The 24,065-nt window shown below is 60.6% G+C and carries 25 protein-coding genes and 2 pseudogenes; 14 read left to right on the top strand and 13 right to left on the bottom strand.

The window, feature by feature from the left end:
* Window positions 1-604: Sir2 family NAD-dependent protein deacetylase (locus tag L9059_RS28750; protein ID WP_247294377.1), on the top strand; the 604-nt coding region annotated here is incomplete at its 5' end.
* A gap of 47 nt (window positions 605-651) precedes the next feature.
* Here the strand turns inward: L9059_RS28750 and L9059_RS28755 are convergent.
* Window positions 652-1,548: a LysR family transcriptional regulator gene (locus tag L9059_RS28755; protein ID WP_247294378.1), complete on the bottom strand. Its 897-nt coding sequence runs from the start codon at window positions 1,546-1,548 to the stop codon at window positions 652-654.
* A gap of 139 nt (window positions 1,549-1,687) precedes the next feature.
* Between L9059_RS28755 and L9059_RS28760 the strand changes: the two genes are divergently transcribed.
* The 3 genes from L9059_RS28760 to L9059_RS28770 are packed head-to-tail and all read left to right on the top strand — an operon-like array spanning window position 1,688 to window position 4,282.
* Window positions 1,688-2,386 (top strand): CoA transferase subunit A, encoded by a 699-nt coding sequence (locus L9059_RS28760; RefSeq protein WP_247294379.1) that lies wholly within the window; start codon window positions 1,688-1,690, stop codon window positions 2,384-2,386.
* Window positions 2,387-2,423: 37 nt separating this feature from the next.
* Window positions 2,424-3,089, top strand: coding sequence for a CoA transferase subunit B (locus L9059_RS28765; protein WP_247294380.1), 666 nt, complete (start codon window positions 2,424-2,426; stop codon window positions 3,087-3,089).
* Window positions 3,090-3,100: 11 nt separating this feature from the next.
* Window positions 3,101-4,282: an acetyl-CoA C-acetyltransferase gene (locus L9059_RS28770; protein ID WP_247294381.1), complete on the top strand. Its 1,182-nt coding sequence runs from the start codon at window positions 3,101-3,103 to the stop codon at window positions 4,280-4,282.
* 97 nt (window positions 4,283-4,379) lie between these two features.
* On the opposite strand, the gene L9059_RS28775 is transcribed toward L9059_RS28770, so the two are convergent.
* Window positions 4,380-4,916 carry a chalcone isomerase family protein gene (locus tag L9059_RS28775; RefSeq protein ID WP_247294382.1) on the bottom strand — a complete coding sequence of 179 codons (537 nt, stop codon included), beginning with the start codon at window positions 4,914-4,916 and terminating at the stop codon, window positions 4,380-4,382.
* A 156-nt stretch (window positions 4,917-5,072) separates the two neighbouring features.
* Between L9059_RS28775 and L9059_RS28780 the strand changes: the two genes are divergently transcribed.
* Window positions 5,073-5,858: a hypothetical protein gene (locus L9059_RS28780; RefSeq protein ID WP_247294383.1), complete on the top strand. Its 786-nt coding sequence runs from the start codon at window positions 5,073-5,075 to the stop codon at window positions 5,856-5,858.
* Between the two features lie 96 nt (window positions 5,859-5,954).
* Window positions 5,955-6,524: a DcrB/PsbP domain-containing protein gene (locus L9059_RS28785; protein WP_247294385.1), complete on the top strand. Its 570-nt coding sequence runs from the start codon at window positions 5,955-5,957 to the stop codon at window positions 6,522-6,524.
* Window positions 6,525-6,526: 2 nt separating this feature from the next.
* Here L9059_RS28785 and L9059_RS28790 read toward each other — a convergent pair whose 3' ends face one another.
* The 4 genes from L9059_RS28790 to L9059_RS28805 all read right to left on the bottom strand — a co-directional run bounded on the left by L9059_RS28790 (window position 6,527) and on the right by L9059_RS28805 (window position 10,110).
* Window positions 6,527-7,243 carry an alpha/beta hydrolase gene (locus tag L9059_RS28790; protein ID WP_247294387.1) on the bottom strand — a complete coding sequence of 239 codons (717 nt, stop codon included), beginning with the start codon at window positions 7,241-7,243 and terminating at the stop codon, window positions 6,527-6,529.
* A gap of 167 nt (window positions 7,244-7,410) precedes the next feature.
* On the bottom strand, window positions 7,411-8,523 hold the full coding sequence (locus L9059_RS28795; RefSeq protein WP_247294389.1) for a M14 family metallopeptidase: 1,113 nt from the start codon (window positions 8,521-8,523) through the stop codon (window positions 7,411-7,413).
* A gap of 132 nt (window positions 8,524-8,655) precedes the next feature.
* The gene (locus L9059_RS28800; RefSeq protein WP_247294390.1) at window positions 8,656-9,435 is read right to left on the bottom strand and encodes an ABC transporter substrate-binding protein; all 780 of its coding nucleotides are present in this window, start codon (window positions 9,433-9,435) and stop codon (window positions 8,656-8,658) included.
* Between the two features lie 240 nt (window positions 9,436-9,675).
* Complete coding sequence (locus L9059_RS28805) at window positions 9,676-10,110, bottom strand: rhodanese-like domain-containing protein (RefSeq protein WP_247294391.1); 435 nt, start codon at window positions 10,108-10,110, stop codon at window positions 9,676-9,678.
* A 101-nt stretch (window positions 10,111-10,211) separates the two neighbouring features.
* Here L9059_RS28805 and ftrA point away from each other — a divergent pair, with 101 nt between their 5' ends.
* Window positions 10,212-11,186: a transcriptional regulator FtrA gene (ftrA, locus tag L9059_RS28810; RefSeq protein ID WP_247294392.1), complete on the top strand. Its 975-nt coding sequence runs from the start codon at window positions 10,212-10,214 to the stop codon at window positions 11,184-11,186.
* A 118-nt stretch (window positions 11,187-11,304) separates the two neighbouring features.
* On the opposite strand, the gene cobF is transcribed toward ftrA, so the two are convergent.
* Genes cobF through L9059_RS28825 form a run of 3 tightly spaced genes read right to left on the bottom strand, consistent with a single transcriptional unit; the run spans window position 11,305 to window position 12,762 of the window.
* Window positions 11,305-12,060, bottom strand: a complete 756-nt coding sequence (cobF, locus tag L9059_RS28815) for a precorrin-6A synthase (deacetylating) (RefSeq protein WP_247294393.1) — start codon at window positions 12,058-12,060, stop codon at window positions 11,305-11,307.
* The gene (locus L9059_RS28820) at window positions 12,057-12,632 is read right to left on the bottom strand and encodes a histidine phosphatase family protein (protein WP_247294394.1); all 576 of its coding nucleotides are present in this window, start codon (window positions 12,630-12,632) and stop codon (window positions 12,057-12,059) included. The genes cobF and L9059_RS28820 overlap by 4 nt, the downstream gene beginning before the upstream one ends.
* Entirely contained in the window at window positions 12,556-12,762 is a 207-nt protein-coding gene (locus L9059_RS28825; RefSeq protein WP_247294406.1) for a hypothetical protein, read from the bottom strand. Before L9059_RS28825 ends, L9059_RS28820 begins: the two co-directional genes overlap by 77 nt.
* A gap of 389 nt (window positions 12,763-13,151) precedes the next feature.
* Here L9059_RS28825 and L9059_RS28830 point away from each other — a divergent pair, with 389 nt between their 5' ends.
* The 6 genes from L9059_RS28830 to hglS all read left to right on the top strand — a co-directional run bounded on the left by L9059_RS28830 (window position 13,152) and on the right by hglS (window position 20,330).
* Entirely contained in the window at window positions 13,152-14,168 is a 1,017-nt protein-coding gene (locus L9059_RS28830; RefSeq protein ID WP_247294395.1) for an arginine N-succinyltransferase, read from the top strand.
* Window positions 14,169-14,229: 61 nt separating this feature from the next.
* Window positions 14,230-15,264 carry an arginine N-succinyltransferase gene (astA, locus tag L9059_RS28835; protein WP_247294396.1) on the top strand — a complete coding sequence of 345 codons (1,035 nt, stop codon included), beginning with the start codon at window positions 14,230-14,232 and terminating at the stop codon, window positions 15,262-15,264.
* Window positions 15,265-15,398: 134 nt separating this feature from the next.
* Window positions 15,399-16,268: an isocitrate lyase/PEP mutase family protein gene (locus L9059_RS28840; RefSeq protein ID WP_247294397.1), complete on the top strand. Its 870-nt coding sequence runs from the start codon at window positions 15,399-15,401 to the stop codon at window positions 16,266-16,268.
* A 161-nt stretch (window positions 16,269-16,429) separates the two neighbouring features.
* Window positions 16,430-17,881 carry a flavin-containing monooxygenase gene (locus L9059_RS28845; RefSeq protein WP_247294398.1) on the top strand — a complete coding sequence of 484 codons (1,452 nt, stop codon included), beginning with the start codon at window positions 16,430-16,432 and terminating at the stop codon, window positions 17,879-17,881.
* 25 nt (window positions 17,882-17,906) lie between these two features.
* Window positions 17,907-18,848 (top strand): alpha/beta fold hydrolase, encoded by a 942-nt coding sequence (locus L9059_RS28850; protein WP_247294399.1) that lies wholly within the window; start codon window positions 17,907-17,909, stop codon window positions 18,846-18,848.
* 114 nt (window positions 18,849-18,962) lie between these two features.
* The gene (hglS, locus tag L9059_RS28855; RefSeq protein ID WP_247294400.1) at window positions 18,963-20,330 is read left to right on the top strand and encodes a 2-oxoadipate dioxygenase/decarboxylase HglS; all 1,368 of its coding nucleotides are present in this window, start codon (window positions 18,963-18,965) and stop codon (window positions 20,328-20,330) included.
* Between the two features lie 68 nt (window positions 20,331-20,398).
* Here hglS and L9059_RS28860 read toward each other — a convergent pair whose 3' ends face one another.
* The 4 genes and pseudogenes from L9059_RS28860 to L9059_RS28875 all read right to left on the bottom strand — a co-directional run.
* The gene (locus tag L9059_RS28860) at window positions 20,399-21,076 is read right to left on the bottom strand and encodes a type 1 glutamine amidotransferase domain-containing protein (RefSeq protein WP_247294401.1); all 678 of its coding nucleotides are present in this window, start codon (window positions 21,074-21,076) and stop codon (window positions 20,399-20,401) included.
* Window positions 21,077-21,533: 457 nt separating this feature from the next.
* Window positions 21,534-21,701, bottom strand: a complete 168-nt coding sequence (locus L9059_RS28865; RefSeq protein WP_247294402.1) for a hypothetical protein — start codon at window positions 21,699-21,701, stop codon at window positions 21,534-21,536.
* Between the two features lie 97 nt (window positions 21,702-21,798).
* Window positions 21,799-22,863, bottom strand: a complete 1,065-nt coding sequence (locus tag L9059_RS28870; protein WP_247294403.1) for a lipocalin-like domain-containing protein — start codon at window positions 22,861-22,863, stop codon at window positions 21,799-21,801.
* A pseudogene (locus L9059_RS28875) lies at window positions 22,853-23,947 on the bottom strand (ABC transporter permease); the annotation flags it as partial. The gene L9059_RS28870 and the pseudogene L9059_RS28875, both read right to left, overlap by 11 nt.
* 13 nt (window positions 23,948-23,960) lie before the next feature.
* On the opposite strand from L9059_RS28875, the pseudogene L9059_RS31140 reads away from it, so the two are divergent.
* A pseudogene (locus L9059_RS31140) lies at window positions 23,961-24,065 on the top strand (energy transducer TonB); the annotation flags it as partial.

Below are 24,065 nucleotides of genomic sequence, written 5' to 3' on the forward strand. Positions count from 1 at the left end.
GGCCCAGCCGAACGTGGCGCACGAGGCGTTGGCCGGATTGCAGAGCCGCCAGCGGATCAGCGCGCTGATTACGCAGAATGTCGACGCCCTGCACGATCAGGCCGGCAGCCATGACGTCATCGAACTGCATGGCAGTCTGCAGCGGGTGCTGTGCCTGGATTGCGGGCAGCGCAGCGAACGTGACGCCATCCAGCACCTGATGGAACAACACAACCCTTACCTGACAGGCGTCGATGCGGTGCAGGCGCCGGATGGCGACACCTTGCTCGACCCAGCCTTCGAAGCGCGCTTCCAGGTGCCGCGTTGCCACCATTGTGCTGGCGAGCGGATGAAACCGGATGTGGTATTTTTTGGTGAAAACGTCGCACAGGCAACGGCCGCCAAGGCCATGGCGGCGGTCGAAAAGGCCGCCGGATTGCTGGTGGTGGGATCGTCGCTGATGGCGTACTCGGCGTTTCGCTTGTGTCGGGCAGTGGCGGATCAGGGCAAGCCGTTGATTGCGATCAATCTGGGCAAAACGCGGGCCGATGAGCTGCTAGACCTGAAGATAGAAGCGTCGTGCGAACAGCTGCTGCCGTTGCTGGCGCAGCACCTGTCCACCTGATTTACCAAGGACCCGGTGGAAGCTGGCTTGCTCGCGAAGGCGTCTTGTCATGAACATTGTTGACCCGTGTGCTCTTGTTTCAGCACATCAAACAACGCCTGCGCCGCCGCCGACAACTCCACCCCAGGCTTGGTCAGCACCCCGATCGCCCGCTCAATCACCGGGTCCCGCAGGGTCAGGCAATGCGCGCCCAATTCACGCATCTGCCCGGCGCACAACGCCGGCACCGCGCTGACCCCCAGCCCACTGGCAACCATACGGCCCACGGTCGCCAACTGATGGCTTTCGAACTCCACCGGCAATTTCATTCCACGCGCCTGCAGGTGCTCCTCGAGCATCACTCGCACCGTAGACGGGCGCTGCAAGGTAATGAACGGTTCCTGCAGCAACGTCTTCCAGGCGATATCGTCGAGGCGCGCCAGCGGTGAATCCTGGGGCACCACTGCGACGAAACGATCCATGTACAACGGCGTGAAGGCCAGCGACGAACTGGTAGCCGGCTCAAACGCCACGCCCAATTCGACCTGCCGGTCCCGCACCATCTCCAGGACCTGCTCGTTGATCACGTCATTCACCGTGACGTTGACCTTGGGGTAACGCGCGCGAAAGGTCTTAAGGATTGGCGGCAGCCGGTTGCCGGCAAACGAGGGCATCGCCGCCAGCGTGACTCGCCCGCGTTGCAGGGTGAAGCGCTGGCGCAACTCGTCCTCGGCGTTATCCCAGTCGGCGATCAGGCGCCGCGCCAGGGGCACCAGCGCTTCGCCTTCTGCCGTCAGCGCGACGTTGCGGGTGTTGCGCGTGAACAAGCGCCCGCCCAAGCCCTCCTCCAGCGCCTTGATGGTCAGGCTCAACGCCGATTGCGACAGGTGCAGGCGCTCGCAGGCCACGGCGAAACTCAAGCTCTGGGCGACGGCGAGGAAGGCACGAATCTGTTTAACGGTCATGTCGCCTGCGCTCCCCCCATTGATTAGTGAGTTTTATCTATTAATACTTGCTAAAAATCAACTTAACAAATCAATCTCCCAGCGAGACACTTCAGTTATTCGGCTAGCCAGCCGCCCATAAAGAATAAAAGAGGTGCATATGGCAGGTTTCGACAAGCGAGTGAGTTCCTACGAGGAAGCTCTGGCAGGTCTTGAAGACGGCATGACCGTGATCGCTGGTGGCTTCGGTCTGTGCGGGATTCCGGAAAACCTGATCGCCGAGATCAAGCGCAAGGGCACACGCGACCTCACTGTGGTGTCCAACAACTGCGGCGTCGACGGATTTGGCCTCGGCGTGCTGCTGGAAGACCGGCAGATCAGCAAAGTGGTGGCCTCGTATGTCGGCGAGAACAAACTGTTTGAAGACCAATTGCTCAAAGGGGAAATCGAAGTCGTCTTGACGCCCCAGGGTACCCTCGCCGAAAAAATGCGCGCGGGCGGCGCCGGCATTCCGGCCTTCTTCACCGCCACCGGTGTTGGCACCCCGGTCGCCGATGGCAAGGAAGTGCGCGAATTCCACGGTCGCCAGTACCTGATGGAAGAATCCATTACCGGTGACTTCGCCATCGTCAAAGGCTGGAAAGCCGACCACTTCGGCAACGTGATCTATCGCCATACCGCGCAGAACTTCAACCCGCTGGCCGCTACAGCCGGCAAGGTCACCGTGGTGGAAGTCGAAGAAATCGTCGAACCGGGCGAGCTGGACCCGGCGCAGATCCACACCCCTGGCATCTACGTCGACCGGGTCATCTGCGGCACGTTCGAGAAGCGCATCGAACAGCGCACCGTGCGTAAGTGATCACCTGCCCCCGGCCCGAACTGAAGGAATAACAACAATGGCACTTTCCCGCGAACAAATGGCTCAACGCGTCGCCCGCGAAATGCAGGACGGCTTCTACGTGAACCTGGGCATCGGCATTCCGACCCTGGTCGCCAACTACATCCCCGAAGGCATGGAAGTCATGCTGCAGTCGGAAAACGGCCTGCTCGGCATGGGTCCGTTTCCTACTGAAGAAACCATCGATGCCGACATGATCAACGCTGGCAAACAAACCGTGACCGCACGCATCGGCGCATCGATCTTTTCCTCGGCCGAGTCGTTCGCGATGATTCGCGGCGGTCATGTCGACCTGACCGTGCTGGGCGCCTTCGAAGTCGACGTGCAAGGCAACATCGCCTCGTGGATGATCCCCGGCAAGCTGGTCAAGGGCATGGGCGGCGCCATGGACCTGGTGGCCGGCGCGGACAACATCATCGTCATCATGACCCACGCCTCGAAGGACGGTGAGTCCAAGCTCCTGGCAAAATGCAGCCTGCCGTTGACCGGTGCCGGTTGCATCAAGCGCGTGCTGACCGACCTGGCTTATCTGGAAATCGAAAACGGCGCGTTCATTCTCAAGGAGCGTGCTCCGGGGGTCAGCGTCGAAGAAATCGTCGCCAAGACCGCGGGTAAACTGATCGTGCCTGATCACGTTCCGCAAATGCAGTTCGCTGCGCAGTGAGGAATCATTCCATGCAAGACGTCGTAATTGTTGCCGCTACGCGTACCGCCGTCGGCAGTTTCCAGGGCGCGTTGGCCGGTGTGTCCGCCGTGGACCTGGGCGCTGCGGTGATCCGTCAGTTGCTGGCGCAGACCGGGCTCGACCCGGCGCAAGTGGATGAAGTGATCATGGGCCAGGTGCTGACTGCCGGCGCCGGGCAGAACCCTGCACGCCAGTCCGCGATCAAGGCTGGCCTGCCGTTCACCGTGCCAGCCATGACCTTGAACAAGGTCTGCGGTTCAGGCCTCAAGGCCCTGCACCTGGCCACCCAGGCCATTCGCTGCGGCGACGCCGAGGTGATGATCGCCGGCGGCCAGGAAAACATGAGCCTGTCCAACTACGTCATGCCCGGTGCACGCACCGGTCTGCGCATGGGCCACGCACAAATCGTCGACACCATGATCAGCGACGGTCTGTGGGATGCGTTCAACGATTACCACATGGGCATCACCGCCGAGAACCTGGTTGAGCAGTACAACCTGACGCGCGAGCAACAGGACGCCTTCGCCGCGGCCTCGCAACAGAAAGCCTTGGCGGCTATTGAAGGCGGGCGTTTTGTCGATGAAATCACGCCGATCCTGATTCCCCAGCGCAAGGGTGAACCGCTGTCGTTCGCCACCGACGAACAGCCGCGAGCCGACACCAGCGCCGCCGCCCTGGGCAAACTGCGCCCGGCCTTTAAAAAGGACGGTTCGGTGACGGCCGGTAACGCTTCGTCGCTGAACGACGGCGCCGCTGCCGTGATCCTCATGAGCGCGGCAAAAGCCAAGGCGCTGGGGCTGCCCGTGCTGGCAAGAATTGCCGCGTATGCCAATGCGGGCGTTGACCCGGCGATCATGGGCATCGGCCCGGTCTCGGCCACTCGCCGCTGCCTGGACAAGGCTGGCTGGTCGATCGATCAACTGGACCTGATTGAAGCCAACGAAGCCTTCGCTGCACAATCCCTGGCGGTGGCCAAGGAACTGGCATGGGACCTGAACAAGGTCAACGTCAACGGCGGTGCCATTGCCCTCGGCCACCCGATCGGCGCATCGGGCTGCCGGGTGCTGGTGACCTTGTTGCATGAAATGATCAAGCGCGATGCCAAGAAAGGCCTCGCCACCTTGTGCATCGGTGGCGGCCAGGGCGTGGCGCTGGCAATCGAGCGGGCGTAAAGCGTTCATCAGGCGGCGCGGGGACCCACGAAGAACCGCGCAGCCTGGCAACACACCCGGTGTGACAGCTGTCGCACCGGGCTCCACACGATCCCCGTTACGGGGATGTGGCCAATCCCATCAATTGCTCGCGCAACTGCGGATTACGCGTTCGCGGGTCAAGCCAGATATCAAAAAACGCCCGGGCGAATGCCGGGTCGTTCACCTCGTGCTGCAAGCGCTGGCCGACAAAAAACCGTGCCCCCTGCCCCGGCAGATACACCCCGGTGATCCGCGTCCCGGCCTGTACATCGACAAATGCCTGTTGCATCTGACCCTGCCATGCCGCCAGTTGCATGGCACTCACTGACTCGCCCGACAGGCGCCTGATTTCATCGACGCTGGCCTGAACCAGGTCGTCCCGGGAAATCTTGCGCTGGTAAATGAGCTCAAGGGCAAACGGCTGGTCGCTCGCCAACGGACGGGCTGCACTCCACATGCGGGCGTTGTAGACACCGAAACCAAACCAGCGAAACTCGCCGGTGCCAATGATCCGCGCGCCAGGCAACGATTCCTGCCAGTTGGCCAGCGCATGACTGGCCAGCAAGGCCAGCAGCCATAGGCTATGACGCAGAATGGATCGGGAGCGGTTCATGATGGGCTCGGTTCAGCGCAGATAATGTCCAAAACTTATACGCCAAAACCAAAAGCGTACAAGCCTTGAGTGTTGTATACAAAAAGCGCAAAGCCATACAACAATCCGCCCGCCGCATGCTAACGTGGCAGGCTCACACAGGACGGAGACGCGTGCGTGCTACTGCTCAAACTGCTGGTCATTCCCGGATTTCTGCTACTTATCTCCCTGGCGGGCAAACGCTGGGGCCCAAGCGTCGCCGGGTGGCTGTCGGGACTGCCGGTGGTGGTCGGGCCGATCCTGTTCTTCCTTGCCATCGAACAAGGCGAAGCATTTGCCGCCCGCTCGGCCACCGCGGCGCTGTCGGCGATGTTTGCGATGATTGCCTTCTGTGTCACCTACGCCCAGGTCGCGCAGCGCAGCAGCTGGCCGGCGGCACTGAGTATCTCGTTAGCGGTGTGGGCCGTGTCAGCGGTGGTGTTGTCGTTGATTCCGGCGTCGCTGCTGTTTTCGGTCATCGCCGCCGCCAGTGCATTACTGGCTGCGCCCTATCTGTTTCCATCGGTACAGCCTGTGGCCCCAGGCAACGCCCCCAAATCTGACAAACTGCTGTGGCGCATGATCGCCGGCGCCCTGCTGACCTTGGCGGTTACCTTGTTGGCCAGTACGGTGGGCGAGCGCTGGAGCGGCCTGCTCGCGGTGTTCCCGGTGCTGGGCAGCGTAATGGCGGTGTTCTCCCAGCAAACCCGGGGGCCGGCGTTCACTGCGGCGTTGCTGCGTGCCACGGCGACCGGGATGTATTCGTTTGCCACCTTTTGCCTGGTATTGGCCCTGGCTTTGCCCCAGATGGGCCTCAGCGCCTTTGCCCTTGGCGTGGCGGTATCGGTGGCCATGCTCGGAGTGACCCGGCGTCTGCTGGCAAAACCTGCGGTCAGCGTGCGCGCCCAGGCTTCCAGCGAGTGACTAACCGAGCGTCGGTACTGGAGCGACTCGCACGCGGCATGGGATGATCGCGGTTTACACGATCGCGGCTAACACGCCTGTCCCTGGAGATCCCGAATGTCATTGTTGAGCAAGAAAGCCGTTGTCCTGTTGCTGGCGGTCGCTGCCAGCCTGGGGGCCCTGAATGCTCAGGCGGCCAAGGCCACCAGCAGCACCGCGTCGTCGCAGAAGGTGTCGATGCTGGGCGGAAAGTTCATCTTTACCCTGCCCAAAGGCTTCGTCGCTACGCCATTGCCGGCCAGCGCTTCGGGCGCCAGCGGGACCATGTACGCCAATGAAACCACCAAGACCGTGGTGATTGCCGCAGAAAACAGCCTGCCCGAGGGTATCAAGGTCAAGGACAATGACGGCGCCTTTCTCGACGGCACTGCGGCGGATTTTGACGCTGCGCAACGCAAGGCCCTCCCCGACTACAACAAGCTGAGCGAGAAAAGCCTGACCCTCAAAGGCACCGGCCTGGGGGTGCGCCAGGTCGACAGCACGGCCACCCAGGGCGGAGGGCAAACCCTCAACACCACGCTGATGGCCGCCTCCGGCAGTCACATGGCCGTGGTCCGGGTGATCTCCCGTCCCGGCGACATAGCGGCGCATGAAACCCTGATCAAGCGGATGCTCAGTGGCAAATAAACCTAAGGGTTGAGGCGTTGCAGCCAGGCGTTCAAGTCCTGCATTTCGGCCGCGCTGATGCTGTGCCCCACCCCAGGGTAGGCATGAAACTCGGGCTTGAGTGACAGGCTTTGCAAAAAACTGTTGGCTTGTGTGCCATCGACGTAGGGCAGGCGTTCGTCTGCGGTGCCATGGCCGATGAAGATTGCCAGCTGCTGGCGTTTTTCATCGGGTTTGAGCTCGGACCTGAGCACCGGCAGAATCCGCCCACTCAGCGCCGCGATCCCCCCCAACGCCTGCGGATGACGCAGCGCCACCTCGTAGGACATGATCGCCCCCTGGCTGAAACCCACCAGGAATACCTTATTGGGTGCGGTGTGATATTTGCTGGCGGCCTGGGTGATGAAATCCAGCAGGACCCGGCCGTTGTTTTTCAGGTCGTCGGTTTCGCCGTTGTAGGCACCCTGGCCTTTTTGGCGGAACCACTGGTACCTGCCCTCTTCCATCACCATCGGCGCGCGTACCGACAGGTAGTTGTATTGCTCGGGCAACTCATCCTTGATGCCGAACAGGTCCTGTTCATTACTGCCATAGCCGTGCAGGAAAATCACCAGGGGCAGATTGCGCGAATCGGCGTGGGTCTGCTCGAGGTATTTGAGCGGTAGATCGGATTGCAGCGGGGTTTGAGCATGGACGGCGGTGGACGCCAGGAGTGTCAGCAGAGCGAAAAACTTCAACATAAACCTTCCTTCACAGGTGCAGGATTGGATTGAAGCCTAACACTGTGAAGCCCTCGACGTTGTTCATGCCCCATCGCGAGCAAGCTCGCTCCCACAAGTGAAATGCATCCCCTGTGGGAACGAGCCTGCTCGCGAAGCGGACTTGCAGGCACAAGAGAACCTGGCTATCAGTCGTTGATCAACTTCCCGACCCGAATCGGCTCGCGCCCCGCCACCTTCGCCTGCCATGTCCCCGGCTGGGTATACCGCCCGCGATCAATCGCGAACAACACTCCACGGGTCCCGGCACACACCGTGGTAGCCCGATCATTCAACGGGTCCACCACTTCGAACAAAGGGTCGCCCTTTTCAACCCACTCCCCGGCTTCGCGTAAGAAACTGACCACGCCATGATGAGGCGCAAACAGATACTCGGTGCCTTCGAACGGCATGCCTTCACAGCATTCGTGTGGCGTCGGCGGCCATTCACCCTTGATCAAACCCTGCTCGGCGAGGAAGCCCAGGATCGCCTCGCAATTGGCCTGTGCCTGATCGACCCGGGTGTCGCCCATGCTGCCCAATTCCAGCGTAGTTGCCAGGTTGGCAGGTGGAATCGTCGCCTCGGGGAACGCCCGTGCGAGGCGTAACCAGGGCGAAGAACAGGATTCGTCGAACGAGCTGCCACCGGAATCTTCACAGAGCAATGCAACACCGGCGTGCAATCTAGCCGCGAGGGACTGCCACTGCGGCCAGTGTTGCGGCAAGGCATACAGATGGATCGCCGCCTCGAAATCGCAATGCAGGTCCAGGGTGATATCGGCATCGCAGGCATGGCGCAGCAGCACGCGGTGCATCGCTTCGAGTTGCGACATAGGGGCGGGCAAGCTGTCGAGCACCTGAGCCATGGTCTGGCGAATCAGGGCGATGTTGGCGACAGCATCAGCGCCCAACCGATCCCCGATCAACTGGCCGACGGGTGTGCTGAGTTCGACGAACGAGCGGTTGAAATTCTTGCCGCTGCCGAGTTCAAAGCGGCCCATATGACTGCCCTGCAGATGCTGATCGAGGCCGATCGGGTTGGCCACCGGTACCAGTTCAATCACGCCTTGCAACTGCCCCCGGGCTTCGAGTTCGCCCAGGCGTTTCTTCAATTCCCAGGCAGTACGCATACCCGGCAACTCATCGGCATGCAGGCTGGCCTGGATATACACCTTACGGGTGCCCTCGCCGTAACGAAAGACACTGAGGGTACGCTCTGTGCCCAGGTGGCTCCAGGGCAGCGGGTGGTCGATGCGTTGCATGGAGAACTCCTGCAGTAATGGGGCTGAAATCTCCTGTGGAGAGCCTGTGGAGATCCGCAAAAATTTCAGCCTCAATTTCAACAAAAAAAATGGCAACCGCGTCCACGGTTGCCACTTTTTTAAACATTTTGATTAATGACCGTAAACGTCAAAATCAAAATACTTGTCCTGCACTTGCTTGTACTTGCCGTTGGCACGGATTTCAGTGATAGCGGCGTTGAATTTCTCCGCCAGTGCCGTATCGCCCTTGCGCACGGCAATACCCGCGCCGCCGCCGAAATACTTGGCGTCTTCGTAGGTCGGGCCGACAAACGCGAAGCCCTTGCCAGCGTCGGTTTTCAGGAAACCGTCGTCGAGGGTGACCGAGTCGGCCAGCGTCGCGTCGAGGCGACCGGAGACCATATCCAGGTTGGCTTCCTGCTGGGAACCGTAACGCACCAGGATGATGCCTGCAGGCTGCAGTACTTCAGTGGCGAAGCGGTCATGGGTACTGGCACGCAGCACGCCGACTTTCTTGCCCTTGAGTTCGGTCAGCGGATCCTTGACCTCGCTGCTCTGCTTCATCACGAAGCGTGCCGGGGTGTGGTAGTACTTGATGGTGAAATCGACGTTCTTCTTGCGGTCGTCGGTGATGGTCATGGACGACAGGATGGCGTCGATTTTCTTGACCTTCAATGCCGGGATCAGGCCGTCGAATTCCTGCTCGACCCAGGTGCACTTGACCTTCATCTGCTCGCACAGTGCGTCGCCGATATCCACGTCAAAACCGGTGAGTTTGCCATCAGCAGTCTTCATCGAAAATGGCGGGTAACCGGCTTCAATACCAATACGGATCGGCTTGGCTTCGTCAGCCACGGCGGTCAGGGACAGCATCGACAGTGCCAGGGCACCGAACATCACTAGCTTCTTCATTCATAACTCCTGTGTGCGGAGGTTTTTATTGGCAGCGTTGGATTGGTCGCTTTCGGTCGGTGAAAACCGAAGTGGCAGGCAGTCTAGAGCGGCTACAGGCCGGCAAATTATGTCCAGGCGACAAATACTTACAAGAACACAGTAGTAATGATCAGTGTGATGGCCCGGTTGAAGAGGATTCGCGCCACCTTGCCAAATGGCCGGGTGGCGCGGGGTGCATTTACCTGGCTTAAGGCGGGCTCAACATTCGCAGCCCAGTTCCGGGGAAACGGCGCGCTGCACTGCATCACTGAGGATAAACCCCTCATCCAGCCACCCGGTCACCCCGCCGATCATCTCCTTCACCGGGTAACCCAACGCGGCCAGCTTCACTGCCGCCTTGTTCGCGCCATTGCAGTGCGGACCGGCGCAATAGACCACAAACAAACTGGTTTTCGGGTAGTGCGCCAGGGCTTCGGCAGCAAGCGTCCGCCCCGGCATATTGATCGCACCCGGCACGTGGCCGCGCTCGAACGCCAAGGGACCTCTAACGTCGACCAGGACGAAATCCACCTCACCGAACTGTTGGCTGGCGTAGACGTCGGAGCAATCGGTTTCGAACGTCAGACGATTACTGAAATGCATGAGGGCGATGGCCGAAGGCGCGGCGGGAATTTCACGGACCAAGCTGGTCATGGGCGGTACTCCTGAGTGTTGATGGCTGTGGGATGACTTTATCGGCCGCACGCTTCGGGCTACAGTGGCGCACAAGACACTTACCGGGAAGTTTCCGCCAAATGCATTCCGCCCCTGGATTGGTCGCGATCCTGGCCTACGACGGCCTGTGCACATTCGAGTTCGGCATCGCCGTAGAGATCTTCGGCCTGGCCCGGCCGGAGTTCGATTTCCCCTGGTATACCCATTGCATTGTCGCGGTGGACCCAGGGCCGATGCGGGCCACGGGCGGTATCCGGGTGCTGGCCGATGGCGGCATGGAACTGCTGGAAGAGGCCCGCACCATCATCATTCCTGGCTGGCGCGACCGCAGTGCCCCGGTGCCCGAGGCGCTTCTCGCAGCCCTGCGCCAGGCCTATGTCCGGGGCGCAAGGTTGTTGTCGATCTGCTCGGGGGTGTTCGTGCTGGCGGCCAGCGGCTTGCTCAACGGCCACGGCGCCACCACTCACTGGCGCTACAGCACCGAACTGGCTGAGCGCTTTCCCGAGATCCTAGTGGATCCGCAGGTGCTGTATGTCGATGCAGGCCAACTGATCACCTCGGCAGGCAGCGCCGCGGGTATCGATGCCTGCCTGCACCTGGTGGCCCGAGACTTCGGTACCCAGGTCGCCAACTCGGTAGCGCGCCGCCTGGTGATGTCGCCTCAACGCACCGGCGGCCAGGCGCAATTCATTCCGGCTCCGGTCAGTGTGGCGGCGCGCAGCGACCTTTCGCGTGTGATGCAGTGGGCTCGCGAGCGCGTGCACCAGCCGCTGGAGGTGCGCGATCTGGCCAGCGAAGCGGCCATGAGCGAGCGCACCTTCCTGCGCCGCTTCACCAAAGCGACCGGCATGTCGCCCAAAGCCTGGCTGCAACATGAACGCGTGGGCCGGGCCCGGGAATTGCTGGAAGGCTCCCGCGAGAATACCGAACAGATTGCCGAGCGCTGTGGCTATCGCTCGGTGGAAAGCTTCCGGGTGGCGTTTCGTAGCGTGGTGGGGGTGCCGCCATCGGTGTATCGAGAGCGGTTTGGGCGTGGGGTTGTCGTTGAATCCTGAGGTGTGGCCACGGGCCCTATCGCGAGCAAGCCCGCTCCCACAGGGGATCAGCAGTGTTGACTCGATCCCTGTGGCAGCGGGCTTGCTCGCGAAGACGCCATGACAGGCGGCGCCTGGTTCAAGGTTTACGCAACAGATAAGTATCCATGATCCACCCGTTGGCCAGCCGCGCCGCTTTGCGCACCCGCTCGATTTCCTGCGCCACATCCTTGAGCTTGCCACTGATCAACAGTTCGTCCGGAGTACCCAGATAAGCCCCCCAGTAAATCTCGGTCTCTGAATCCGCCACCTGGTGGTAGGCATCCTGGGCGTCGAGCATCACCACCAGGCTGTCCGCATCGCCCACCTGCCCCGCCGCCAGACGACGCCCGGTGGTGATTTCAATGGACTGGCCGATGCGATTCAGTGGCATCTTGTGCTGCGCGCACAGGGCCTGCACGCTGGTGATTCCGGGGATTACCTCAAACTCGAACTCACAGCGGCCTGAGGCGAGGATCGCTTGCAAGATCCTGATGGTGCTGTCGTACAGTGCCGGATCGCCCCACACCAGGAAACCTGCGCACTCGCCGTCGGCCATTTCCTCATGGATCAGGCGCTCGAAGGTCAACTGCTTGGCCATGTTCAGTTCTTCCACACTGGCCCGGTAGTCCACCTCCCCACGCTCACGCTCGGGACTAGTGGCCTCGACGAAGCGATAGGCCTGATCGGTAATGTAGCGCTCACAGATTTCGCGACGCAGGTCGATGAGTTTGTCTTTGCTCTCCCCCTTGTCCATGAGGAAAAACACGTCGGCCCTGTTCAACGCCTTGACCGCCTGCAGGGTGATGTAGTCGGGGTTGCCGGCGCCGATGCCGATCACCAGGATTTGTTTCATGGCTGCGGTTCCTCGTGAACATCGCCTGTTAAACGAAAACGCCAGCGCCCGTTGAACCGCAGTTCGATGATCGATAGTGGTTCAACATCAACCTGGTTGAACGCCGCACTTTGCAACACCCAGGTCAACGCCGCACGAATCACGAACGGATGGGTGACGGCCACGATGTGCCCGGGTGTCGCCTCAAGCGAGGTCAGCCAGGCCGCTACCCGGTGATTGAGCGCGGCTACCGACTCGCCTCCATGGGGCGCCGATTCGGGATCCTCCAGCCAGCCCTGCAGTGCTTCGGGTTCGGCCTTGTGCAGGTCATCGATCTGCGCGCCGCGCCATCGACCGAAGTCGCAGTCGCGTAGCGCATCCACCGTCTCGATCTCGCGGCCGAACAAAGCAGCGGTTTGCCGTGCACGCAGTTCCGGGGCCGACAGGATTCTTGAAGAGGTTCTGAACTGGCGACTGCGTGAACCCTGTGCAGATTTCCAATCCATTTCCAACGGCTCATTTGTAGGAAACCGCGCCAATTTTTGTGCGGCGGTTCTGGCATGACAGATCAAGGTCAAACGGGTCGCCTGCACTTGGTAATGCTCGCTGCAAAAAGTCAGGAAACGGTAACACGCCGTTGATTGCGGGCAGGTGTTTTCTTACGTACAAAATGGCAGCGTCTGACATGCCGGTTGGCGAGTGACCTACACGAACTACGGCCATGCCTGTAGCCCTTTACTGACAGGCCTCACGCCGTGTCCAAGGGAGAAAAAAGCCCTGAAAAAAATCACTAGACAGCCAAGACGCGTTGCATAAATACTGGATCCAACGACCTGTAAATTAAACGAAACACATCCAGCAGGAGCCCGGATGCCCTCTCTGAACATTCAGAACCACCACTTCCTTTACCCCGTAGCCTGTGTGGCATAGCTGTGCCGGTGTCACCCCGTTAAACGACTCGCCATGCCCCTGCCAGCGTCGTGAAAAGCTGAAAAACATGAAGAGTGGCGCCTGAAGCCAGTCAGGTGAGCCGCCCCTGCAATGCGTGGAAACCGACAGTGATAGTCAGGTCGGGTGCTTGTCACCAGACACTTTGATACAGGAGTGCATCCATGCTGGTCTTGCGTCCAGTCGAATTGAGCGATCTGCCCCAGTTGCAACGACTCGCCCGGGAAAGCCTGCTGGGCTTGACGTCCCTGCCGAACGATACCGGACGACTGCGCGAGCGGATCATCGGGTCCTGCGACTCATTTGAAAAAGACGCGGCCGGGCAAGGATCGCAGAATTACTTCTTCGTACTGGAAGACCTCGACACACAACGCCTGGTGGGCTGTTCGGAAGTCCTCGCCACGGCGGGGTTCGACGCGCCCTTCTACAACCTGCGCCACCGGGACTACATAGCCACCTCGCGGGAACTCAACGTCGAGCACGCAGTACCCGCATTGTCGCTGTGTCACGACCTGAGCGGGCATACCTTGTTGCGCAGCTTTCATGTCGAGGCGCCCCTGGTCGGGAGCCGGTTCAGCGAATTGCTGTCACGGGCTCGCCTGATGTTCATCGGTGCTCACCCCCATCGTTTCGCCGATTCGGTGATCACCGAGATAGTCGGGTTCAGCGATGATGAGGGCCATTCACCATTCTGGGACGCGGTGGGCAAGCATTTCTTCGACCTGCCCTACGCCGAGGCCGAGCGCCTGTGTGGGCTGGAGAGCCGGACCTTCCTGGCGGAGCTCATGCCGCATTATCCGATTTATGTGCCGATGTTGCCCCAAGCTGCGCAGGCGTGCATCGGTCGCCTCCATCCGGATGGCCAGGAAGCCTTCGATATTCTCGAACGCGAGGGTTTCAAGACCAACCATTATGTCGATCTGTTCAACGGTGGTCCGACCCTGTTTGCGCGTCTTTCCTGTATCCGGTCTGTGAACCAGGGGCTCACTGGCATCGTCAGGCCGGGTACCGCCATCGATGCGCGCGGCCGGTATCTGGTCAGCAATGACTCGCTCAGGGATTTCCGGGCAATCGTTGCCGACCTGGACGTGCGTGCCGGGCAACCCGTGGAGTTACACCCGCAAATGTGCGCAGCGTTGAATGTGCAAGAAGGCAGCCTGATCCGCCTGGTCACGCTGTGAAGAGCCGTCGACGGCTCGCCTCGGGACAGGTTCCGGCCAAGCATGTACAGGGAGTGGCGCGATGATCGTGCGTCCGGTCAACGCTACTGACCTGCACGCCCTGCATGCCCTGATACGGCAGGCGGGCCACGGGTTCACCAGTCTTCCCGCCAACGAAGATCGACTGGTGCACCGGGTTCGCTGGGCCAGGCGCACGTTTGCCGAGCAGGTCGAGCGCGCCGATGCCGATTACCTGTTCGTGCTTGAGGACGACGAGCAGCAAATCGTCGGTGTGAGCGCCTTGAAGGGCGCCGTAGGCCTGCGCGAACCCTGGTACAACTATCGGGTTGGGCTCACCCACTGTTCGTCGCCAGACCTGGGGATTGAGCGCCAGATCCCGACACTGTTCATGAATAACGAGATGACCGGGCAGTCGGAACTCTGCTCGCTGTTCCTGCGCCCCGACCAGCGCTCGGGCAGCAACGGCAGGTTGCTGTCCCTGGGACGCTTGCTGTTTGTGGCAGAGTTCACCCACCTGTTCGGCGACAGGCTGATTGCCGAACTGCGTGGCCATGCCGACCTCGGTGGCTGCTCACCCTTCTGGGACAGCCTGGGCCGACACTTTTTCAAAAAGGACTTCCACCATGCAGACCAGTTGTCCGGCATGGGCAGCAAGTCGTTCGTCGCCGAACTGATGCCACGCCAGCCTCTCTATACTTGCCTGCTGACCGAGCAGGCCCAGGCGGTGATCGGCAAGGCCCATCCGAACACCGAACCGGCGCTGCGGATCCTCACCGCCGAAGGATTTACCCATCAGGGTTACATCGACATCTTTGACGCCGGGCCGGTCATCGAGGCCTCGGTGTCCGACATCCGCACGGTACGCGACAGCCAGGCGCTGACGCTGGTCATCGGCACACCGGACGATCAGGCGCCGCTCTGGCTGATCTACAATCGCCGCCTGGAAAACTGCCGGATCACGGCCGCCCATGGGCGGCAGGTGGGCACCAGCCTGGTGGTCGATCGTCTCACCGCCAAGCGCCTGCAACTGCAGCCCGGCGCCTCGGTAAGGGCCGTACCACTGGTCGACCAACTGCCAGAGGCGGCCGCCGCTTGATCCCCCCTGCCAAGCCCTTTGGCAGGCGACCCCGTAAATTCGTCATCATTCTCCCTGCGCGCGCGTGATAGCCTTTTGTTTCTTCGGCGTTGACACTTTTGCTCAAGCCCGTCCATTTCATTGGTGGAACTTATATGTCCAGGCTTTCTCATCAAGATTTACGCCGCAACTTCCGCGAGCTGTTCGCATCCAATACCTGCTACCACACCGCTTCGGTGTTTGACCCGATGTCGGCACGCATTGCCGCAGACCTGGGTTTCGAAGTGGGCATTCTCGGCGGTTCGGTCGCGTCGCTGCAGGTGCTTGGCGCCCCCGATTTTGCCTTGATCACCCTCAGCGAGTTCGCGGAGCAGGCCACGCGCATCGGCCGCGTCGCCCAGCTGCCGGTCATTGCCGACGCCGACCATGGCTACGGCAACGCGCTGAACGTGATGCGCACCATCGTTGAACTCGAGCGCGCGGGAATCTCCGCCCTGACCATCGAAGACACCTTGCTGCCGGCGCAATTCGGACGCAAATCCACCGACCTGATCTCGGTCGCCGAGGGCGTCGGCAAGATCCGCGCGGCACTGGAAGCCCGGGTTGACTCGGAGATGGCAATCATCGCCCGCACCAACGCCGGCATCCTGCCCGTACAGGAAATCATCAGCCGCACCCAGCAATATCAACGTGCCGGGGCGGACGGGATTTGCCTGGTGGGCGTGCGTGACTTTGATCATCTTGAACAGCTTGCCGAGCACCTGACTGTGCCTTTGATGCTGGTGACCTATGGCAACCCGCTGTTGCGCGATGACAAGCGTCTGGCAGAACTGGGCGTGCGGGTCACTATCGATGGGCATGGGGCGTATTTTGCGGCGATCAAGGCGACCTATGACAGCCTGCGCGAGCAGCGGCAGATTTTTACCCAGGCATCGGATTTGAGTGCTACGGAATTGACGCATACCTATACCCAGCCTGAGGAATACATTCGTTGGGCTGAGGAGTTTATGAGCGTCAAGGAGTAACCCAAGACCGGCTTTCATCGCTGCAGATAACCCGATGGCGCCCTGTGGTCTTGGCTTCATACAGCGCCGGGTCCGCATCATTGAGCCACAAGGTTGCGCCAGTACGCGGGACGAATGTTTAGCTATACATGAAGGGAGCGCGCCAACTAAAAAGGAAATCCATGCAAATCTTTCAAGTGCTGATCATCGGCAGCGGATTCGGCGGCCAGTGCGCGGCGATCAATTTGCTCAAGGCCGGTATCGATGATTTTCGCCTGCTGGAACGGCGGGATTTCTTCGGTGGTACCTGGTGCCAGAATACCTACCCCGGCGCTGCGGTGGACGTGCCCTCGCCCCTCTATTCATTATCATTTGCGCCGTTCCCCTGGACACAGATGTTCGCCGAACAGGCCGAACTTCAGCGCTACACCGAACACGTGATCGAGCATTTTGGATTGCGTGAAAAGGTGGAGCTGCAAACCAATGTCGAGCGCATTGAATGGGACGATGACAACAGGCGCTGGGTGGTGCACACCTCACGGGGGACGTTCCAGGCGCAGTTCCTGATCAACGCCACCGGACCATTGAGCCAGCCAGTGGTGCCCCGTTTCGAAGGCCAGGAACGCTTTAAGGGCAAGACTTTTCACACCAATAATTGGGACCACTCCTACGACTACCGGAACAAACGCGTGGCCATCGTCGGCAGCGGCGCCAGTGCGGCCCAAGTGATTCCGGCGATTGCACCGCACGTCCAGCAACTGCATGTGTTCCAGCGTACTGCGCACTGGGTACTGCCCCGGGCAGACCGCCGGTTTGGCCGGTTCCAGCGCTGGCTGCTGGGGCTCAAGCCCGCCTATAAGCTGTTGCGCTGGATGATCTACTGGCAATTTGAAACCCGGGTGATTGCCTTCAAGTATTCCAGGCCGGCGATCCGCCTGGTCCAGCAACAGGCACTGGGTTTTCTCAAGCGCCAGGTGACCGACCCCGAATTGCGGCGCAAGCTGACCCCGGATTACACCATCGGCTGTAAACGGGTGATTGTCTCCAGCACCTTGTATCCAGCGCTCGGGCGCAGCAATGTGACGCTGCACAGCCGCGAACAAGGGATTGCCCAAATTGATGAAAGCGGCATTGTGACCACCGATGGCCAGCACATCGAAGTGGACCTGATCGTCTGGTCCACCGGTTACGACGCCACCGATGGGGTGATTTCCTACCCGGTCTACGGAAAAGACGCTACACGCCTGCAGGATGTCTGGGCGCAGTACCCCCGAGCCTACCTGGGCACCAGCCTGCCGAAGTTTCCCAATCTGTTCATTGTCACCGGGCCCAACACGGGAATTGGCCATACTTCGGCCCTGTTCATCATCGAATCGCAGATGAACTACATTCTCGATTGTATCGGCACGCTAAAAAAACAGGGTTTACGCAGCATCGAAGTGCGCCCCGAGGCGGAACGTACCTACACTGAAATGATCCACAGAGAAATGGAGCGCACGGTATGGAAGTCCGGTGGTTGCCACAGCTGGTATCACAGCAAGAGCGGTCACGTAATCGCCATGTTCCCGGGGTTCAGTTTCAGCTATCACCGGCTCACCCGGGCGCTGAAACCCGCCGATCACCTGCTCTCCTGATTCGCCAGATAGAAGGAAGACGCTGATGCTTTTATTAGTTGTCGCCATCGCTGTTTTCGTGGCCTGGAGCTGGTTGAGCTATCCCGCTATCGGTTTCCTGCTGTATGACTTGAGCACCGCAATCGAAGCCAAGCTGTACCGGCTGCACAAGATCGTCGTGCCGATCCCCGAGATGACCGTCTCGACCTGGCAAGGCGGACCGTACGAGGCCACCAGTAGTGTGCTGATGTTGCATGGCTACAGTGCCGACAAGAACCTGTGGCTGCGTTTCGCCCGGCATTTTGTCGGTCACTATCGGGTGATCATTCCGGATATTGCCGGCCATGGCGAAACCGGGTTCAAGGCCGGCGGCGGCTACGACATTCCGCTCCAGGCCAAGCGCATGATCCAGTTGCTCGACGTCTGCGGCGTGGAAAAAGTGCATGTGATCGGCAACTCCATGGGCGGTTACATTGCTGCCTGGCTCGCCGCCAATTACCCGGACCGGATCGCGTCGGTCGCGCTGATCGACCCTGCAGGCGTCACCGCCCCAGAGATCAGTGATCTGGAGCGGCAGTTGGGCAAGGGACACAATCCGTTCCTGATCCATTCCCGGGAGGAATTCCGCCAGTTCTATGCCATGACCATGGCTAATCCGCCTTGGGTGCCGGGGGTCGTGCTGGATGCGTTTGCCCAACGCTATCAACAGTCTCGCGATGAGCTGGAGGAAATCTTCAGGGATTTTCGCGCCAGCCCGCCGATGGAGCCAAGGCTGGACGATATCAAGTGCCCGGCATTGCTGGTGTGGGGCCGCAAAGACCGGTTGATCGATGTCAGCAGTGTCGCGGTCTGGAGCAAGGGGATTGCCGACTTGCGGGTGGAGATCGGCGAAGGCGTCGGGCATATGCCGATGGTCGAGCAGCCTGAGCACACGGCGCGGCTGTATCGCGAATTTCTGGCATCCCAGCGTTCACACCTGCCGGTGTAATCGCTGTTTGCAGTCCTTGGCAGAATGAAGTTCGGAAGATTCTTCGTTTGTCGGGGACGCTGAAGGCTGCGATCTTTTGCCCATCCTTCACGTCCAGCGCCAGGAAAATCTTTCATGAGCCACCCCAGTTTCGTCAGTCCCGACCTGATCCGCCAACGCTTTTCCAAAGCGATGTCCGACATGTACCGCGAAGAAGTCCCGCTGTACGGCGCGCTGATGCAACTGGTAGAGCAAACCAACCGTCACGTGCTGCAAAATGATCCGCAGGTGGCGCGACAACTGGAGAGTACCGGCGAAATCCAGCGCCTGGACCTGGAACGCCATGGCGCGATCCGCGTGGGTACGGCGGACGAACTGGCCACCTTGGCCCGCCTGTTTGCGGTGATGGGCATGCAGCCGGTGGGTTATTACGACCTGACCCCGGCGGGCGTGCCGGTGCATTCCACCGCGTTTCGCGCGGTACACGAAGCCGCGTTGCAAGTCAGTCCGTTTCGAGTCTTCACCTCACTGTTGCGCCTGGAGCTGATCGAGGACCAAGCGTTGCGTACTTTCGCCCAGACCGTGCTGGCCAAGCGCAGGATTTTCACCCCGACGGCGCTGCACCTTGTCGAACGCGCAGAACGCGAGGGCGGCCTCAGCGAAGACCATGCGCAGCAGTTCGTCGAGCAGGCGCTGGAAACCTTCCGCTGGCACCACAGCGCCACCGTCACCGCCGAGCAGTACCAGAAACTCAGCGCCCAGCATCGCCTGATCGCCGATGTAGTGGCCTTCAAGGGCCCGCACATCAACCACCTGACGCCGCGCACCCTGGACATCGACATCGTGCAGGCGCAGATGCCCGCCCATGGCATCACCCCCAAGGCAGTGGTCGAAGGCCCGCCTCGTCGGCGGTGTCCGATTTTGTTGCGCCAGACCAGTTTCAAGGCGCTGGACGAGCCAATTACCTTCACCGATCAACTGTACAGTCGCGGCAGCCATAGCGCCCGCTTTGGCGAGATCGAACAACGGGGTGCCGCGCTGACTCCTAAAGGTCGCGCCTTGTATGACCGCCTGCTCAACGCGGCCCGGGATGAACTCGGCGAGTTTCCCAACGAGAGCAACGCTGCTCGCTACAACGGGTTGATGGAGCGGCATTTCAGCGAGTTTCCCGACACGCTCGAGGGCATGCGCCAGCAAGAGCTGGCGTACTTCCGCTATTTCGTCACGGACAAGGGTCAAGCGGCGGGCGAGTTGCAAACCCTGGCGCTGGAGGATCTTGTGCGCGATGGCTATCTGCGAGTGGAGCCGCTGGTCTACGAGGACTTCCTGCCGGTCAGTGCGGCGGGGATATTTCAGTCCAATCTCGGCGATGCCGCACAGAGCCACTACGGCGAGCACTCCAACCGCCAGGCCTTCGAAGAGGCCCTGGGGCGCTCAACCATGGATGAACTGGCGCTGTATGCCGAAACACAGCGGCGCTCGATCGAGCAGTGTTTTGCCTGATACCGGGTTGCACATCCTTGTAGCCGCTGGTGGAGCTGCTACAAGGGTGAACGTATGCGGCGAAGGCGTCAGCGCAGCTTTGTCAGGAGTGCTTCAGCCACCGCCTCGGACGACGCCGGGTTCTGCCCCGTCAGCAGTAACCCGTCGGTCACCACGTAACTGGCCCAATCATCAGCCTTGGAGTAGATCCCGCCATTGGCCTTGAGCACGTCCTCCACCAGAAACGGCACGATATTGGTCAGTTGCACCGCCTCTTCTTCTGAGTTGGTAAAGCCCGTCACTCGCTTGCCTTTTACCAGCGGCTGGCCGTCGGCGGCCTTGACGTGACGTAACACCCCCGGCGCATGGCAGACCGCCGCGACGGGTTTTCCAGACTGGTAAAACGCTTCGATCAATGCGATCGACACCTCATCCTCGGCCAGGTCCCACAGCGGACCATGGCCTCCCGGATAAAACACCGCATCGTAGTCTTCGGCCCTGGCGCTGCTCAGCAACGCGGTGGAAGCCAATGCGGACTGCGCCGCAGAGTCTTTACGAAAGCGCTCGGTGGCGGCGGTTTGCGCTTCCGGCTCATCGCTTTTCGGATCAAGGGGCGGCTGGCCGCCCTTAGGCGACACCAGCGTCAACTGGGCGCCGGCGTCCTTGAAGGCAAAATACGGTGCAGCGAATTCCTCCAGCCAGAAACCGGTTTTCTTGCCGGTGTCACCCAACTGGTCGTGGGAGGTCAGAACCATCAGAATTTTCATGTCGAAGTCGCTCCAGGTCGATGTGCGTGTTTCATTGACCATCAGCCGTGGCAGTTCGTTTCAGCAGGAACTGGGCAATTTTTCGGCTCTGGAAACCAGGCACTCCATTAGTAGAGATGGCATTCGCAATTTAAACGCAGAAAAAGCAACCTTATGGTTGGCCTTTTATAAGCGCTGCAAAGCTTGCAGTGCTTTATTCAGAGGAGTTCGCCCAGTGCAGTGACCTTGGCAATCCGTGCACTGGTAAAGAGCCAGCACACTAGGCGAACGGGCACTATTTTAATATAGGTTTCAGGATAAGTCCCCGAACGAGAAGATGAAATTTATCGACATTACATTTAACAAAATGTCACTTTAAATATCATGCAATAAAATAAGGGCGCACCGGTTCGACCATCAAAATTGACGGTCTCAAACGTAACTTTGAAAAAACGCTATTCAAATAATCAGGGCCTGATCAAGGACTGTCAGCCGTCTCCTGCGCGGTAGATTCTCCACTGTCGGTACCTTCGGCCTTCTCCTTGCGGCGATTCGGGTCAGTGGGCCGCAACGCATCATTGTCGCGCTCGACCTCCCCCGGTGGACGGGGCTCGTCCGGGTGTTGCGTTTCGGTTATCGGTGTCATTGCTGGCCTCCTCAGGCTTCAGGAACTTCGGGTTCCTGGCAGGGGTTCTTACGGTAGAGACCTGCAGGCTGGCTGGAGTTCCAAGCTGTTTGCGCGGCTAATACCCGGTCATTTCCAGGTACCCCTCGCCGCCGTGGCTACCGCTCAGGCGTACCGGGCCTTCCCAGTAGGGAATGCGCAGATCCATCCAGGCCTTCGGATTGAGCGCATGGAGGCGAATGTCGAGTTGTTTGCCGGGAATTCTGATCGACCAACTGACAGGCATCGTCCGTCCGGCCACCTTCGCGGTGCCCTCGGGAACCAGGCTGATGTCGCTGGCCTGTAACGCCTGGGTCCGCCCGAGGGCATCGATCCAGGTACCGGTGAGGTAAGGCTCGCCGTCTTTTTGCCGCATGCGATACAGCATCACCTGCTCGCCACTGTCCAGGTGCAGGGAGAACCAGTCCCAACCTGTCTGGTTGGCGGTCAGTGGCTGACTGCTCCATTCACGATCCAGCCATGCCGGGCCTGTGACCTGATAGCGGGTGCCATCAATCTCCAGCTCGCCGCTGGCCTGGAAAAACGGCTGGCTGTAGTAATACGACGCCTGGCCCTGCTCGGATTTCTGGCTGAAGCCCTGATCCCCCTGCAATACCACCGGGCGTGTAGACGTCAGCCGCAAGTTGTAGCTGAAGCCCTTGTCCCGCGCGCTGAGTTGCAACTCGGCCAGCGCATCGCCCTCCCGGCTGCTGAAGTGCCAGTCATCGATCCATGCATTGAACGGCGCGAGACCGACTCCCGCCTGCTCCACGCCACCCCGGGCATAACGCTCGGCAGCGTGGTGGGCGGTGGCCGAAGTGACTGCCGCATGCCCCAGCCAAATAACCTGGTTGGCCCAGCCCGCTGGCGTAGGACCGGCCTTCAGTGCGCTACGGAACAAGGTCCATTGCACGCCAAACTCGCGCCCCTGAGCGTCCTTGAGGTTAGCGGTCACGTACCACCATTCAATGCGGAAACCGTCATGGGGCCCGTGATCCGCCGGAAAGTTGAACACCCGCCCCGGCACGACCGGGGTAAAGGCAGAGGCGCCACTGCCAAGGCCGGCAAAGCCCTTTTCCACCGGTGCAGGCTGATCACAGCCGCTGAGCAGGATCATCAATAGCAGCGCGAGCTTAACCCTCATGGGCAAAAGTCCTCAGCAGATCCGCCGGCTGCGTGCGATACAAGGAATACAGCGGCCAAGCCGACGCCAGCAGTGTCGCCAGCAGGGCTAGCCCCATCAGTTGCAACAGCTGCCACGGAAACACTCGTAGCGGCAGGCGCCAGCCAAATGCCTGGACATTGATCACGGCATCCAGGCACCAGGCCAGGGCAATGCCCAACGGCAGCGCCAATACCAGGGTCAGCACCGCCAGCAGCCAGGTTTGCCCCAGGTTGAGCAGCATTAATTGGCGCCGCGTCACGCCCAGCGCCCACAGTGGCGCCAATTGCCCCAGGCGACTCTGGCTCTGGGTCAGCAGGCTGATGAATAAAGCGACCCCCGCCACCGCCAGGGTCAGGCTGTTCAGGGCCGCGGTCGCGGCGAAGGTGCGCTCGAACACCTGTGAGGACCAGTCCTTGAGCCGCGCCTGATCGACGATTCGATTGTCATCCAGAGCGAAGCGCGCCTGTAGCGTGGTGAGCAAATCCGGAATCGACGCTGGGTCAATTCGCAGGTTGAATCGATTGGGCGTCAGCTGTGGCCAGTGGCGCAGCAAGTGTCGGTCATTCACCAGCACGTGGCCCTTGGGATTGCCGTAGTCGGCGTAGAGACCGATGATCTGCGGCGACCAGACTCCACCCGGCGTCGCGATTGCCAACGAGTCCCCCAGGCGTACCTTCAACCGGCGGGCAAGCTGTTCACTGAGCATCACGGTATCGTCGCTCGCCAGGCGCTTCCAGGGGTCGTCACCCTGGGCCTCCAACAGCGGCCAGTGCTGGCGATAGGTTGGGTGGTCGATCACGCCAAACACGTCCGTCGGCCAACCCTGCAATTGCGTCGACACCTGCCAGTTGGGCAGCACCGCCTCGACCTGCGGCTGCTGTTCAAGCCAGGCATACATTTCTTCGGACTGCGCCGGACTCTGTGGGTTGATATACAGCTCGGCGCTCAGGCGTTGTTCCAGCCAGTGACTGAACGTCTCGCGAAAACCGCCGGTCATGCTACCGGCGCCGATGTTCGCCGCCAGCGCCAGCAGCAGCGCCATCAGCGCCAAGCTCAAGGCCGGAGCCAAGCCCAAGGTGGCCGCACCGACATTCGACAGTGAACAGCTGTCCAGCGACATCGCCAGCCTCGAGGCAGAACTGGCCAACGAACAACAGCTGTACGCCAAGCGCCCGCGCATA

Origin of the sequence: Pseudomonas violetae (assembly GCF_023072615.1) — a bacterium.
Lineage (GTDB): Bacteria > Pseudomonadota > Gammaproteobacteria > Pseudomonadales > Pseudomonadaceae > Aquipseudomonas > Aquipseudomonas violetae.

What these genes read in the sequence shown, in the direction of transcription:
- L9059_RS28755 (WP_247294378.1), bottom strand. Translation starts at nt 1,548, where the DNA reads ATGACCGTTAAACAGATTCGTGCCTTCCTCGCCGTCGCCCAGAGCTTG.
- L9059_RS28760 (WP_247294379.1), top strand. Translation starts at nt 1,688, where the DNA reads ATGGCAGGTTTCGACAAGCGAGTGAGTTCCTACGAGGAAGCTCTGGCA.
- L9059_RS28765 (WP_247294380.1), top strand. Translation starts at nt 2,424, where the DNA reads ATGGCACTTTCCCGCGAACAAATGGCTCAACGCGTCGCCCGCGAAATG.
- L9059_RS28770 (WP_247294381.1), top strand. Translation starts at nt 3,101, where the DNA reads ATGCAAGACGTCGTAATTGTTGCCGCTACGCGTACCGCCGTCGGCAGT.
- L9059_RS28775 (WP_247294382.1), bottom strand. Translation starts at nt 4,916, where the DNA reads ATGAACCGCTCCCGATCCATTCTGCGTCATAGCCTATGGCTGCTGGCC.
- L9059_RS28785 (WP_247294385.1), top strand. Translation starts at nt 5,955, where the DNA reads ATGTCATTGTTGAGCAAGAAAGCCGTTGTCCTGTTGCTGGCGGTCGCT.
- L9059_RS28790 (WP_247294387.1), bottom strand. Translation starts at nt 7,243, where the DNA reads ATGTTGAAGTTTTTCGCTCTGCTGACACTCCTGGCGTCCACCGCCGTC.
- L9059_RS28795 (WP_247294389.1), bottom strand. Translation starts at nt 8,523, where the DNA reads ATGCAACGCATCGACCACCCGCTGCCCTGGAGCCACCTGGGCACAGAG.
- L9059_RS28800 (WP_247294390.1), bottom strand. Translation starts at nt 9,435, where the DNA reads ATGAAGAAGCTAGTGATGTTCGGTGCCCTGGCACTGTCGATGCTGTCC.
- L9059_RS28805 (WP_247294391.1), bottom strand. Translation starts at nt 10,110, where the DNA reads ATGACCAGCTTGGTCCGTGAAATTCCCGCCGCGCCTTCGGCCATCGCC.
- ftrA (WP_247294392.1), top strand. Translation starts at nt 10,212, where the DNA reads ATGCATTCCGCCCCTGGATTGGTCGCGATCCTGGCCTACGACGGCCTG.
- cobF (WP_247294393.1), bottom strand. Translation starts at nt 12,060, where the DNA reads ATGAAACAAATCCTGGTGATCGGCATCGGCGCCGGCAACCCCGACTAC.
- L9059_RS28825 (WP_247294406.1), bottom strand. Translation starts at nt 12,762, where the DNA reads ATGGCCGTAGTTCGTGTAGGTCACTCGCCAACCGGCATGTCAGACGCT.
- L9059_RS28830 (WP_247294395.1), top strand. Translation starts at nt 13,152, where the DNA reads ATGCTGGTCTTGCGTCCAGTCGAATTGAGCGATCTGCCCCAGTTGCAA.
- astA (WP_247294396.1), top strand. Translation starts at nt 14,230, where the DNA reads ATGATCGTGCGTCCGGTCAACGCTACTGACCTGCACGCCCTGCATGCC.
- L9059_RS28840 (WP_247294397.1), top strand. Translation starts at nt 15,399, where the DNA reads ATGTCCAGGCTTTCTCATCAAGATTTACGCCGCAACTTCCGCGAGCTG.
- L9059_RS28845 (WP_247294398.1), top strand. Translation starts at nt 16,430, where the DNA reads ATGCAAATCTTTCAAGTGCTGATCATCGGCAGCGGATTCGGCGGCCAG.
- L9059_RS28850 (WP_247294399.1), top strand. Translation starts at nt 17,907, where the DNA reads ATGCTTTTATTAGTTGTCGCCATCGCTGTTTTCGTGGCCTGGAGCTGG.
- hglS (WP_247294400.1), top strand. Translation starts at nt 18,963, where the DNA reads ATGAGCCACCCCAGTTTCGTCAGTCCCGACCTGATCCGCCAACGCTTT.
- L9059_RS28860 (WP_247294401.1), bottom strand. Translation starts at nt 21,076, where the DNA reads ATGAAAATTCTGATGGTTCTGACCTCCCACGACCAGTTGGGTGACACC.
- L9059_RS28865 (WP_247294402.1), bottom strand. Translation starts at nt 21,701, where the DNA reads ATGACACCGATAACCGAAACGCAACACCCGGACGAGCCCCGTCCACCG.
- L9059_RS28870 (WP_247294403.1), bottom strand. Translation starts at nt 22,863, where the DNA reads ATGAGGGTTAAGCTCGCGCTGCTATTGATGATCCTGCTCAGCGGCTGT.